Below are 13,522 nucleotides of genomic sequence, written 5' to 3'. Positions count from 1 at the left end.
TTGTCATGCGGGAACTCATCCAACCATCACTTCCTATCTGGCGGCATCGCCGCCTGATCCTCCAAATGGCGCGCCGCGAGGTGGTCGGCCGGTATCGCGGCTCGGTGCTCGGCCTGCTCTGGTCGTTCTTCAACCCGCTGCTGCTGCTGACCGTCTACACGTTCGTGTTCAGCGTGATCTTCAAGGCGCGCTGGAACACCGGCTCCGATTCGAAGACCGAATTCGCCGTCGTGTTGTTCGTCGGGATGATCATGTTTCAGGTGTTTTCGGAAGCGGTGAACCGTGCGCCGTCGCTCATCATCAGTAACGCGAACTACGTGAAGAAGGTCGTGTTCCCGCTCGAGGTGCTGCCTGTCGTCGCGCTGCTCGTCGCGTTGTTCCATGCCGGGATCAGCTTTTGCGTGCTGGTGCTCGCGATGGTCGTGCTGGGTTTTCCCGTGCATGCGACGATCCTGTATTTCCCGCTGATCGTGCTGCCGTTCATCCTGTTTACCCTCGGCGTCTGCTGGTTCCTCGCTTCGCTGGGCGTATTCATCCAGGACATCGGCCAGTCGATCGGGCTCGTCACGACGGTGCTGATGTTCCTCACGCCGGTGTTCTATCCGGTGAGCTCGCTGCCGGCCCATTACCAGCGTATCGTCGGCATGAATCCGCTCGCGTTCGTCATCGAGCAAAGCCGAAACGTCGTGATCTTTGGAACCGTGCCAAGCTGGACCGGTGTGTTGTTGATGATGGTCGTCAGTATCGGTGTCGCGGCGCTGGGCTACCAATGGTTTAATCGCACGAGGAAAGGATTCGCAGATGTCCTCTGATCTCGCAGTCAGCGTGAAGGATCTGAGCAAGGTCTTTCATATTTACGATAGCCCGCGCGCCCGCCTGTTGCAGATGCTGTTCGGCTCCCGCAAGCAGTATTACCGCGAGTTCTGGGCGCTACGTGACATTTCGTTCGACATCGCACGGGGCGAAACGGTCGGGATCGTCGGTCACAACGGCTCCGGAAAGTCCACGCTGCTCCAGGTGATCTCGGGGACGCTCGCGCCGAGCGCCGGCAACGTCGAAACGAACGGCAAGGTCGCCGCGCTGCTCGAACTCGGGTCGGGCTTCAACCCCGAATTCACCGGCCGCGAGAACGTGATGCTGTACGGCCAGATTCTCGGGATGAGCGAGGAGGAACTGGAAGAGAAATATCCGGCGATCGTCGATTTCTCCGAGATCGGTGATTTCGTCAACCAGCCGTTGAAAACCTATTCGTCGGGTATGTACGTGCGTCTGGCGTTCTCGGTCGCGATCCACGTCAACCCGGACATCCTGATCGTCGATGAAGCGCTGTCGGTCGGCGACGCGCTGTTTCAGGCGAAGTGCATGGCAGTGATGAAGAAGCTGATGGATCGCGGCACGACGCTGCTGTTCGTCAGCCACGATCCGGGCTCGGTGAAGGCGCTGTGCGACCGGGCGATCCTGCTCGATCACGGCAACATGCTGGCCGTCGGTTCGACGGACCACGTGATCGAGTCGTATTACTCGTCCTACGTCCGCAAGAAGCAGCACGTGATCGAGGACGCCGATGCACCCGCGGCGCAGATCGCCGAGCTCGATGCCGACCTCAACGATGGTGCGGACGAGTTCCAGAAACAGGCGGCGTTCCAGCGGATCCGTAATGGACGCGCGAGCTTCGTCAACGTGCAATTGCTGAACGAACAGGGCCGCGCGACACGCCAGGTCACGTACGGCGACACCGTGACGCTGAGAATGGTCGTGAGCATCGAGGAGGATCTGCCGCTGCTCGCTTTCGGCTATCACCTGCGCGACAAGAACGGGTTCGATATCGCGTACTCGGACACCGGTCTCGAACATGCGCATTTGTACGACCTGCACGCGGGTGAAGTCCACGTGGTCGACTGGACGTTCAAGGTATCGCTGCGCGGAGGTGACTACAGTATCAGTGCGGCGACTTCGGTGCCGACTGACCTGAGCATCGGCCAGGTCGACACGTGCGATCATGTGCCGATCGCCGTGCAGTTCAATGTCTCGCGCGGCACCTACCTGCCGCTGTATGGCGCCGTGCATTTCGACAACAAGGTTCAGACGCGTCTGTTGTCGAAGACGGTGGCCTGACGCAGCGTTGGCCGGCAGTGGATCCGGCGCCGGGGCCGGCGTGCGGATTCGCACGAGGAATCAATCAGGAGCGCCCTATGAGACAGAAGCCGGATGGTTTCGCCAATCCGATCTATGTGACGAGACCGATGTTGCCGCCGCTCGGCGAATTTACATCGCAACTGGAAGACATCTGGGACAGCGCGTGGCTGACCAACGGCGGTGCGAAGCACGTCGCGCTGGAGGCAGCGCTCGCGAAGCGGCTCGGCGCTCGCCACTTCTCGCTGTTCAACAATGGGACGAGTGCGCTGCTCGTCGCCTGCCAGGCGCTGCGGCTCGCCGGTGAGGTCATCACGACCCCGTTCACGTTTCCCGCAACGCCGCATGTGCTGCACTGGAACAACGTGACGCCGGTGTTCTGCGATATCGACGAGGATACGCTGACCATCGATCCGGCCGTGGCCGAAGCGCTGATCACACCGCGCACGACGGGCGTGCTCGGCGTGCACGTGTACGGGATGCCGTGCGACGTGAAGGCGTTCGAGCGGATCCGCGAGCAGTACGGCGTCAAGGTGCTCTACGACGGCGCGCACGCGTTCGGTACGGAAATCGACGGCAAGCCGGTCGCCGAGTTCGGCGACGCGACGATGTACAGCTTCCATGCGACGAAGCTGTTTCACTCGGCCGAGGGCGGTGGGCTGGCGATGGCGGACGAAGCGACGAAGCGGCGCGTCGATTTGCTGAAAAATTTTGGAATCTTGAACGAAACCGAAGTCATCATGCCGGGTACCAACGGCAAGATGAACGAAGTGCAGGCGGCACTGGGGCTCGTCAATCTCGCCCATTACGATGCAGAGCACGCCGCGCGGCAGCGCGTGGCACAGGTCTATCTGAGCCGCCTGGACGAGATTCCCGGCATCACGTGCTTCCGGCTGCCGCCGAACGTCGGCCATAGCATGCAGTACTTCATCGTGCGCGTGAATCCGCAGGCATGCGGCGTGTCGCGCGACCAACTGTACGACACGCTGAAGCAGTTCAACGTGATTTCGCGGCGCTATTTCTACCCGCTTTGCAGCGAGCACAATTGCTATCGCGCCCTGCCGAGCGCTGATCCCGGCCGCCTGCCGGTTGCGACGCGCGTGTCCCGCGAAGTGCTGGCGCTGCCGCTGTACGGCGAACTCGGAGAGGACGGCGCGAATCGCATCGTCGACATCATTCAATACATCTGCAATGGCAAACAATAATTATTCGACCGGGGAATCGCGGCCGCGTGTCAGCGTTCTCACGACGTCTTACAACTACGGCAGATTCATCGGGGAGACGATTCGGTCGGTACTGTCCCAGACGTACGCGTCATGGGAGCTGATCATAGTCGACGACTGCTCGACCGACGATTCCTGGGAGGTCATCCAGCAGTTCGACGACCCGCGGATTCGCGCGGTGCGTCAGGAGCGGAATCAGGGCGCGTGCGCGGCGTACAACACGGCGCTGCGTCTCGCATCCGGTGAATTCATCGCGAGCCTGGATTCCGACGACGTGTTCGTGCCCGAGAAGCTGGCGGCGCAGGTCGCGTTCATGGACACCCATCCGGATGTCGACATCTGCGGCAGCTTCATGGCGGAAATCGATGCGTCGAGCCAGCCGGTCGACGTCGACAAATGCTTTTATGCGCCGTGGTTCAATCAGGATCTCGACCTCAATGCGCCCGACAGCTGGGTGTGGGAAAACCACCTGTGCCATTCGACCGTGCTGGTCAGGAAGTCCATGCACGATCGAATCGGTTTTTTTCGGGAGGATCTGACTTACTCGCCGGACTGGGATTTCTGGTTGCGTTCGCTCGCCGGCGGTGCACGATTTCATGTGATGAAGGACGCACTCCTGCTTTACCGTGCGCACGGCGGCAACATCACGCACCGCAATCGCGATGCGCTGATGTGGGAGTATGCAGACATCTCCGGCGGTGTCGTGCATCCTTACCTCGCGCGGATCGAGCGCTTCGACTTGCTGCGCAAGAGCATGGAGTCGTTCGTCGGGCGCTTCTTCGAAATCGACGGCGACTGGCGGCGGTTTCTGGAACTGATCGAGATGCTGCGCGTGTACGACCGTCACGAGGATACGTTCAGGATTCCGCCGCATCTGTTCTTCAACAGCGAACTGACCGCGTTCGTGACGAGACTCGCATCTGGCTGGTCGCCGCAAGCTTTTGCCGCCGTTCGAGAGCGCCTGTCGCGGCTAGAGGGCGAGTACGCTGGTTCAGCGCAGGCGGCGGGCGCGCATGCGCCCGAAGACGCCGCGACGTTTCAACTGATGATTCGCGGCGAACGTGACCGCGCGCTTGCCGAACTGGATCAGGCGCGTATCGAGCGCGAGCACATTGCCACGGAACTCGAACACGCGAAAGCGGCGCTGCGCGCCGCGGCCGAGCGGGAAGAGCGGCTCACCGCCAGCCTGGCCGACGCGCAGACGGAACTCGATCGTGTCAGGGGAACCATCTGGGGCAAGGCGGATAATCTGTACCGGCGCCTGAGCCGATAGCCTATCAGCGAATGATTCAAGATATCTAACCATGCCGCGATACCAGCATCTTCTGTACTTTGCCCAACGCGTCTACCATCGCCTGCCGGTGAGCCAGGAGGCGAAGTGGCGCGTTCGCAAGGCCATTTCGCCGGTTATCACGTCCTTGCGTCAAGGCAAGTCGATTCGTCAGGCATTGCGCTCGGCGGTCCGGCGCGAAAAGTTGCTCGATCACGCTCGCGAATCGCGCCTGCAGCACCTGCTGCTCGACCTCGCGCAGCGGGGCGTGCGAAACGTCAGCCACGTCATTGCGGTGCCGTTCCTCGGAACGGGGGGCGCAGAGAATGTCGCGCTCAATTTCTCGAGAGCGCTGCGCGAGATCCGTCCCGATCGTCAGGTCCTGATCGTCGTCGCCGATCGCGACCTGGTCGACGAGCGCGTCGCGCGGATCGATGGCGTGCATGTAGTCGTTCTGCGCGATTTCACCGAAGACGATTCGTACGCGCTGAAGCAGGCGCTCCTGTATGACATGCTGCTGGCAATCCGGCCCGCCGTGTTCCACAACATCAATAGCGAAGTCGCGTGGAACGCGGTCATCTCGCAGGGAAGCCGGCTCCAGGAAATCACGCGTCTGTTCGCCAGCATTTTTGCGTTCCAGTTCGCCGAGGACGGCAAGAGCAAGATCGGCTACGCCGCTTATTTCCTTCAGCCGGGGCTGCCGGCGCTGACCGCGCTGCTGTCCGACAACCAGCGCTTCGTGACCGATGCGCGCGCCGAATACAACCTCGGGCAGCAGGGTGACAAGCTGCGTGTCGTGTACAACCCCAGCCGCATGGCGACCGACGGCTGGAAGACGCGCGCGTTAGCGCGCATCGCGAGCCGCGGGCAGGATCTGGCGGGGCAGCGCCCGGCATTTCTGTGGGCCGGGCGGCTCGACAAGGAGAAACGTGTCGACCTGCTGTTGGCGCTCGTGCGGGCATGCCCGCATATTGATTTCTACGTCTATGGCCAAGCGGTTGTGAACGTCAGCGAGCAACTCCCCGATCTCGCGAATCTGCATCTGATGGGGCCGTTCACGTCCCCGGAGGAACTCGTGCGCGAACGAGCGTACACGGGCTTCATCTTCACGTCGAAGTGGGAAGGCATGCCGAACATCCTGCTCGAGATCGGGGCGCTGGGCATGCCGATCATCGCGCCGTCGGTGGGTGGTGTTGGCGAACTGATATCCGATTCGACCGGATATCCGCTGTCGGAGAAGCCGGAGGTCGCGGATTATCGCGCGGCGATGGAGTTGGTCATTTCGAATTCGCAGGAAGCCGAAGCGCGCGCCCGCGCGCTCGTCGAGCTGATCGACGGGCGCCATACGTGGCAGCGGTTCGTCGAGCATGTCAAGGAGTTGGAAGGTTATGGGAGCTGACCGGAAAGAATCGGGCGCTGACGACTCGCGAGATTCGTCGTTGCCGCTCGTATCGGTGGTAATCCCCTGTTTCAATCAGGCGCAGTATCTGAATGAATCGATCTCGTCGGTGCTCGATGCGTATCGCGGGCCGCTGGAGATCATCGTTGTCGATGACGGTAGCACGGCACCCAGGACCGATAGCCATCTGCGTGCAGCCGAAGCGCTGTCGCCCATGGTGCGGGTGATTTCGCAGCAGAACGCGGGCCTTTCGGGCGCGCGCAACACGGGTATCGCTGCCGCGACGGGCGAATTCGTGCAGTTGCTGGATGCAGACGACATCGTCGTTCCGCCGAAGCTCGACCTGCAGGTTGCGCATTTCCAGGTCGCGAATGCACTTGACGTATCGGTGTCCAACTTTCTGTTGTGCGACGATACACGCTCGGTCTTCTCGAAAAACGACGAAGCGATCGCGCACTCGTCGCTCAGCTTGTCCGATTTTCTGTACAAATGGGAGCGCGGCTTCGCGATTCCGATCCACTGTGCGCTGTTTCGCCGAACGGTGCTGATGGACGCGCCGTTCGACACGTCCGCGCGCGCGAAGGAAGATTGGCTGTTCTGGTGCGGCCTGAGCGCGCGCGGCGCGCGCATGGCGTACCTCAACGCGCACAATGCGATTTACCGGCAGCATGCGCAAAGCATGCGCCGGTCGTACGTGAAGATGGGCAAGAGCTGGCTGCATGCTGCGGCCAAGATCGACGCGATGGTGTCCGCCCGCGAACCGGCTTTTTTTGAGTCTGCGGTCGACTGGTTCGAGAATTTCTATCGAAAGCACCCGGCGTACGTCGAGGAAATCGCACAGTTGCGCGGCCATGCGCATGAAACCGGATCGGGGGCTGCCACGTCGCCGGCCGCTCCCGCGGATCTGCTTGCGCGGAAGCTGGCGCGCCTGCAGGCCGCCATTGCGAAAATGCCAGTGTCGGCGACACCGCTGATCAGCGTCGTGATCCCGGCATACAACCACTTCGACTACATCGACGGCTGCCTACTGTCCGTGATCGAGCAGCAGGACGTCGCATTCGAGATCATCTGTGTCGACGACTGTTCTCCCGATGCACGCACGACCTCACTGCTGCATGCGTTGCAGGGCAGTCATCCGAACGTGCGAATCGTCCTCAACGGCGAAAACAGGGGTATTTCGCGCACGCAGAACGAAGCAGTCGAACAGGCGGCTGGAGAATATGTTGCATTCGTCGATTGCGACGACGCGCTGGCGCCCGGCGCGCTGTCCCGCGTCGCGCAGGTACTGGCGCAGGGGCAGCCGTGCGATTACCTGTTCACCGACCGGTTCGACATCGACGAAAGTGGTGACGAAATCCGGCGTGCGGACTATGGCGGTTATCCCGGCATCGCGTTCCGGAACGACGCGAGCATCAAGGGCGACCTGCTCGACGGCATGGTAGCGTCGCACCTGAAGGTGATTCGGCGCAGCGCGTATCTGCAGTCGGGCGGATCGGTCGATGCCTATTCAGGCATCCAGGACTGGGAGCTGGCGCTGAAGATCGCGGAGTTCGGCAATTTCCGGTATCTGCATGAACCACTCTATCGGCACCGGATTCATACGCGCTCCGTTACCTCGTCGGACAGCGTCGGCCAGTTCAGGCGGACCAATATCGTCCGGCGGCAGTTTGCCGGCAGGTGGCTTTGCGACGGACGCGACCGAACCGGGCCGGTCACGCGTTTTTCGAGCGACGCGAAGTCGATACCGTCGATCGAACAACTGAAGGAAGTGTGGCGGCAGGGGCGGCGATGCGAGATGGTCGTCGCGGCGGACGCGCCGCCACCGGTGCTCAATTTTCTGCGGGAATTCAATTCGTACTTCGATCGCATCGTGTGGACGAGCGCCGAAACCTATGCGGGTCTGCTCGGGTATGTAGAGCCCGGCGTGATGGTGGCGTACGGGCGGGCGCAGCACGACTGACCGGAGCGTGGGGCGCACGTTGCACGCGCGCCCGGCCTGACGGTTTGACTGTCGGCCGGTGCCGTGCCGCAGTTACTTCCTCCCGGTAAACGGCCGCATGATCGCCCGCAGCAGCGGGCCCAGCACTGGAATCCGGTGCAGGCGAAGATACGCGCGATAGATGATGAAGATGCGGGCGCGCTGAAACGCGACCCACTGGTTCGCGTATTGCCGCAGTTCGACCGACTCGCTCCTGAGGACGTCGGCTTCACGTGCGTGGACGAGCAGCTTCGCGCGTGCGTCCGCGAGTTCCCGCCTCAAGCGACGCAGTTCTTCCTGGTTTTCCGCGGATGCGGCGGTCTGGCCGGCGGATGCCGGTGCGGGCTCGTGGGATTCGTGATGGGAGGCATTCATACCGAATATTCGCTGAATGTTCGCGACGTACTGCGCGTCGCCATGCTTGTCGTGAACGTAGTCGGACGCGCGCTTCGACAGCGCTCCGAGCAAATCGGGTTGGGCGTAAAGGCGCTCGATGGCATCGCGATACGCGTCGACAGCTTCGTCGAGGTCGTTCGATGCCTCGATGAGGATGCCGGTCTCGCCGTCGAGCACGGCTTCGCCGATACCGCCGATGTTCGGTGCGATGACCGGGAGCCCCGACCCCATCGCTTCGAGAATGACGTTCGGCAGTCCATCGAACCATGACGTATAGACGAGAGCATCGTATTCGTGTAACGGAAGATCCGCAAACGCCGAAAACGGCCCCTTATAGTTTGCGTCGGCCAGGTCGACGTCGAACCCCGGCGTGATGCCGCCGTACAGGTCGAGTGTGATGCCGGAACCGCTCCGCGCGAAGTACTTCGACAGTGCGACGGCCAGTTGCGGCCGCTTCTGGCCATCCAGCCGCGACGCCCACAGCAGGCGACGACGCGGCGTCGCGTGGAGCGTCGGTTCCTTGACGCCGTGCAGCAGCGCGGGGAGGTTGTTCCAGCGGGACGCGTTGGCGCCGAAGATGAATTCGTCGTCGACGACCGTTTGTTCGTTGTCGGTGACGATCCGCGTGATGTGCTGGATGTTGTTCGTCAGGAACTCAACCGCGCCGCCGGAGATGATTGATACGTTGTCTTCGTAGACACGCGTGTCGCAGAACCGGTAGTACGTGACGTCGCGCCCGCTGAACTGCGCGAAATGGCGGCTCAGCATGCGATGGGAAAACACGCATGCGCGAATGTGCAGACGGGCGTCGGGCGCCGCGGCGCGAATCAGGCGTGCGGTGATGCGATCGCGCTGGCGGTCCTCGAGCTTCTTGCCGAGCACTGCGACGTCGACGAAGATCGCCGCGTCGGGCAGCCGCGACAACCACGCGTGCTTTTCCATCGGCTCGCCGGAAACCACGAGGATACGCTTCGACGCGCCGCATGCCAGCAGGCCGTTCATCACGTCGAGGATGTAGCGCTCCGCGCCGCCCGCGGGCAGGAACGGGATCAGGAATACGTCCGTGATCGGGCCGGCGTCGCGAATGGCCTCGCACATCTCGTAGTAGACCGCCGACGGTTCGGGTGTCGACCACATCGCGCTCGTCTGGCTGCCGTGCCGCAGCGCCAGCGTGTCGACAGCCGGGTCGATCCGGTTGGCAGCCTCCGTCATGTCCGACAGCAGCCGGCTGCCGAGGAATTTCTGCTTGACGTCGTACCACGGTGGCAACATGCGTTCGCCGGCGCGGTACGCACGGTAGTCGTCCGCGAACACGCGCAGGTAAACGGCCGGGTCGAACAGGTCGGTATCCGGCGTTTCGAGCTCGACGTTCAGGCTGCGCGCGGCAGCCATGATGCTCTGCTGGCGCTGGCGATAGTAAAGAACAGTGTCGGGGATGTAGTGTGCCTTCATCCCGAGCGCGATCGCGCACGAATTGAAGTGCCAGTCCTCGAATGCGTGGCCGCGCTGCGTATCGCAGTGCACATACTTGAGGCGATCGAACGTCGAGCGATGGAAGAACACGCGCGACACGTACGGATGGATGTCCGCGAGCAGGAACGGCATCAGGTCCGCTTCGCCATATTCGGTAATGAAGTACATCGAACCGAATGCGATCAGGTACTGCGGGAACAGTAGCGCATCGTTGCCGTACTGCTTCGCCGCGGCCAGCGCTTCGACGAAGAAGTTGAACGATACGAGATCGTCGGCATCGGCCGTGGCGAAATATTCGCCTTGCGCGATCTCGCAACCGGAGTTTCTGCTAAGACCCAGCGAGCGGTTCGACACCTCGATCGTCTGGACTCCGTCGAAACTGGAGAGGTCGGCCGACGCGATGACAGAGCGGGTCGCTTCGTTCGGGTTGTCAAGGACGACGACAATTTCCAGGGTGATACCGCGGGCTCTTGCGAAGTCTGCCGCTTCAGCCAGGGACCGGAGCGTCCGGTTGATGATGCCGCCCTCATTGTGAGCGTTGAGAATCACCGAAATATCAAACATAGGGTGCAACTGGCGGATGCGTATCGAGGTGACGCATTATATACAGAAGCATTTGGCGTTTCGGAGCCGGCCGGGGCGGGGCCGCACACGCCTGTATTGCGGCCCTTTTTCCGGCCAGGGCGCCCGTGGCGCCCGCCGCCACGGCATAATTGCTACAAATGGCAATCCAGTTTGTGTGCGCAGGCATCGCTGCGCACACTGACGGATTCCCCTCGCGCCAAATGTTAACGATAGTCAGCACGTGACATCTCATCCGCAAGCAGTCAATCACGCTCCGCATCCCGTCGACGAAATCCTGTCGATTTCCATCGTGACGTACAACCCGGACGAGGCGCTCCTCGCGCGTACGTTCTCCAGTCTCCGCGCGGCATGTGCGCGTCTCCGGACCGTGCGCGGTGCCAGCGCGATCAGCGTGTGCGTGGTCGATAACGGCGGCTTGCCGGACCTCGCGGCGGATCGTGCCGCGTTCGAGCAGGCCGGCATCGGGTACGGCGTGCTGTCCGGTCACGGCAACGTCGGCTACGGGCGCGGGCACAACCTCGCGATCGAAGCGGCGCGTAGTCGCTATCACCTGATCCTGAACCCCGACATCGACCTCGAGCCGGATGCGCTCGTGCAGGCGCTCGACTTTCTCGATACGCATCCCGAAGCAGGCTTGCTGACGCCGCGCATCGGCGACGATTCGGGCCGGATCCAGTATCTGTGCCGCCGCTATCCGGCGTTGGTGGATCTCCTGGTCAGGGGCTTCCTGCCGTCGCCTCTGCGCCAGCCGTTCGAGCGGCGGCTGGCCAGCTACGAGATGCGCGACAGCATCAACGAAACGGACGTCGTGTGGGATCCGCCGATCGTCAGCGGCTGCTTCATGCTGTTCCGTACCGACGTGCTCGCACGTCTGCAGGGCTTCGATCCGCGCTATTTCCTGTACTTTGAGGATTACGATCTCAGCTTGCGGACCGGCCAGTGCGCGCGCACCGTCTATGTGCCGCTGGCGCGCGTGATCCACCACGGCGGCGGCGCGTCACGCAAGGGCTTCGCACACATCCGCATGTTCGCGGCGTCGGCGTTCAAGTTCTACAATCGCTTCGGCTGGAGGCTCTGGTGACCCGCATCGTCGTGACGGGCGCCAACGGCTTCGTCGGCCGCGCGGTCTGCCGGCTGGCGCTCGCGGCAGGACATACGGTCACGGCGCTGGTGCGCCGTCCCGGCGGGTGTGTCGCCGGGGTGCGCGAATGGGTACATGACGCACCGGATTTCGCCGGGCTCGTGGACGCGTGGCCGGCCGATCTCGAAGCAGATTGCGTGATCCATCTGGCTGCGCGCGTCCACGTGATGCGCGACGAGTCGCCCGATCCGGATGCCGCGTTCGAGGCGACCAACGTTGCGGGGACGCTGCGCGTGGCCGAGGCCGCGCACGCGCACGGCGCCCGCCGTTTCGTGTTCGCCAGCAGCATCAAGGCGGTCGCCGAGGGCGATCGCGGTGTACCGCTCGCGGAAGACGTCACGCCTGCGCCCGAGGATCCATACGGACGTTCGAAATTGCGCGCGGAACAGGCACTCGCGCAATTCGGGTTGCACGCGGGTGTCGATGTGGTCATCGTCCGTCCACCGCTCGTCTACGGCCCCGGCGTGCGAGCGAACTTCCTGAAGATGATGGACGTCGTGTCGCGCGGACTGCCGCTTCCGCTGGGCGCGATCGCCGCCCGTCGCAGCCTCGTTTACGTCGACAATCTCGCGGACGCGCTGCTGCGTTGCGCAATCGACCCGAGGGCCGCGGGCGAATGCTTTCATATCGCCGACGACGATGCGCCGTCGGTCGCCGGATTGCTGCGGATGGTCGGCGACGCGCTCGGCCGGCCGGCGCGGCTGTTCCCGGTACCCGTCACGGTGCTGCTCGCGCTCGGCAGGCTGACCGGCCGCAGCGCCGCCGTTGATCGCCTGACAGGCAGCCTGCAGCTCGATGCCGGCCGCATGAAGCGCGTGCTTGACTGGCAACCACCGCATACGACGCGGCAGGGCCTCGAAGCGACCGCCGCGTGGTATCGTTCGCGCGACAAACAGAAATAGACAATATGCATCCCGCGATTATCACGTGGCTCATGGCGACCGGAGTGGCTCTGGCCGCCGCCGTCGCCACAACGCTCGTCCTGCGGACGCTGCTCGCCACCGGGCTGGCCTGGCGACTCGCAACCGACATTCCGAACGATCGTTCGCTGCACACGCTGCCGACGCCGCGTGTTGGCGGCTGGGGCATCGTGCCTGTGTGCGTGATCGCGATGCTGTGGCTCGCGCCGTCGATGTGGCTGGTTGCCGTGGCCGCCACGGGGCTGGCCGCGCTGTCGCAGCTCGACGATCGGCGTGGGTTGCCGGCGCGGGTCCGGTTCACCGCGCACCTTGTCGCGGTCGTCGCGCTGATCGTCGTCTATCCGGCCGCCGCACCATGGTGGCTCCTTGCCGGCGTCGGTTTCGGGATGGTCTGGCTGACCAATCTGTACAACTTCATGGATGGCGCGGACGGTCTCGCCGGCGGCATGGCGCTGTTCGGATTCGGCGCCTACGCTGCGGCCGCGCTGGCCGGCGTGCAGCCGGCGCCGGATCTCGCCGTGGGCGGCGCGGCGATTGCGGGCGCCGCATTCGGCTTCCTGCTGCTGAATTTCCATCCGGCGAAGCTGTTTCTGGGCGACGCGGGCTCGATTCCGCTCGGCTTCATGGCGGGCGCGCTCGGCTACTGGGGCTGGCGAGGCGGGGTATGGCCGATCTGGTTTCCGGCGATGGTGTTCTCCCCCTTTATTGCTGATGCATCTGTAACACTTGCGAGACGTTTGTTACGCGGGGAAAAGTTCTGGCAGGCGCACCGGGAGCATTACTATCAGCGCATGGTGCGCTCCGGCACTGGTCATCGGCGTACCGCCATTTACTGGTACCTCGTGATGCTCGCGGGCATAATCACAGGCCTGTGGGCATTGGGCCGGCCGACATTGCAGCAGTGGGGGCTGTTTGTCGCCTGGTATGGCGTGCTGGCGTGTATCGGTTGCGCGATCGACGCGCGCTGGCGACGGGTCGGTACGGCCGCCGAAAACAAATCTTGA

10 protein-coding genes are annotated in these 13,522 nt (G+C 63.1%); 9 read left to right on the top strand and 1 reads right to left on the bottom strand.

The features are described 5' to 3' along the window. Positions 1-5 precede the first annotated feature (5 nt). The 6 genes from DPV79_RS31535 to DPV79_RS31510 all read left to right on the top strand — a co-directional run bounded on the left by DPV79_RS31535 (position 6) and on the right by DPV79_RS31510 (position 7,985). A complete protein-coding gene (locus DPV79_RS31535; RefSeq protein WP_042976531.1) occupies positions 6-812 on the top strand; it encodes an ABC transporter permease in 807 nt (268 codons plus the stop codon). Beyond that, positions 802-2,115, top strand: coding sequence for an ABC transporter ATP-binding protein (locus DPV79_RS31530; RefSeq protein WP_021161722.1), 1,314 nt, complete (start codon positions 802-804; stop codon positions 2,113-2,115). The genes DPV79_RS31535 and DPV79_RS31530 overlap by 11 nt, the downstream gene beginning before the upstream one ends. Before the next feature lie 77 nt (positions 2,116-2,192). Continuing rightward, entirely contained in the window at positions 2,193-3,338 is a 1,146-nt protein-coding gene (locus DPV79_RS31525) for a DegT/DnrJ/EryC1/StrS family aminotransferase (RefSeq protein ID WP_021161721.1), read from the top strand. Beyond that, complete coding sequence (locus DPV79_RS31520; protein WP_059685678.1) at positions 3,325-4,629, top strand: glycosyltransferase family 2 protein; 1,305 nt, start codon at positions 3,325-3,327, stop codon at positions 4,627-4,629. Before DPV79_RS31525 ends, DPV79_RS31520 begins: the two co-directional genes overlap by 14 nt. Before the next feature lie 31 nt (positions 4,630-4,660). Continuing rightward, complete coding sequence (locus DPV79_RS31515; RefSeq protein WP_113047291.1) at positions 4,661-6,025, top strand: glycosyltransferase family 4 protein; 1,365 nt, start codon at positions 4,661-4,663, stop codon at positions 6,023-6,025. Beyond that, the gene (locus DPV79_RS31510; RefSeq protein ID WP_113047290.1) at positions 6,015-7,985 is read left to right on the top strand and encodes a glycosyltransferase family 2 protein; all 1,971 of its coding nucleotides are present in this window, start codon (positions 6,015-6,017) and stop codon (positions 7,983-7,985) included. Before DPV79_RS31515 ends, DPV79_RS31510 begins: the two co-directional genes overlap by 11 nt. 72 nt (positions 7,986-8,057) lie before the next feature. On the opposite strand, the gene DPV79_RS31505 is transcribed toward DPV79_RS31510, so the two are convergent. Continuing rightward, the gene (locus DPV79_RS31505; protein WP_165843596.1) at positions 8,058-10,421 is read right to left on the bottom strand and encodes a glycosyltransferase; all 2,364 of its coding nucleotides are present in this window, start codon (positions 10,419-10,421) and stop codon (positions 8,058-8,060) included. Positions 10,422-10,677: 256 nt separating this feature from the next. Between DPV79_RS31505 and DPV79_RS31500 the strand changes: the two genes are divergently transcribed. From DPV79_RS31500 to DPV79_RS31490, 3 genes are read left to right on the top strand one after another with little or no spacing between them, the layout of a single operon-like run. Continuing rightward, the gene (locus DPV79_RS31500) at positions 10,678-11,538 is read left to right on the top strand and encodes a glycosyltransferase family 2 protein (RefSeq protein WP_113047288.1); all 861 of its coding nucleotides are present in this window, start codon (positions 10,678-10,680) and stop codon (positions 11,536-11,538) included. Further along, positions 11,535-12,500, top strand: coding sequence for a UDP-glucose 4-epimerase family protein (locus tag DPV79_RS31495; RefSeq protein ID WP_113047287.1), 966 nt, complete (start codon positions 11,535-11,537; stop codon positions 12,498-12,500). Before DPV79_RS31500 ends, DPV79_RS31495 begins: the two co-directional genes overlap by 4 nt. 5 nt (positions 12,501-12,505) lie before the next feature. Next, positions 12,506-13,522 carry an MraY family glycosyltransferase gene (locus DPV79_RS31490; protein ID WP_048024248.1) on the top strand — a complete coding sequence of 339 codons (1,017 nt, stop codon included), beginning with the start codon at positions 12,506-12,508 and terminating at the stop codon, positions 13,520-13,522.

It is taken from the genome of Burkholderia reimsis (assembly GCF_003294055.1).
GTDB lineage: Bacteria > Pseudomonadota > Gammaproteobacteria > Burkholderiales > Burkholderiaceae > Burkholderia > Burkholderia cepacia.
This window is presented reverse-complemented; position numbering and strand designations above follow the sequence as displayed.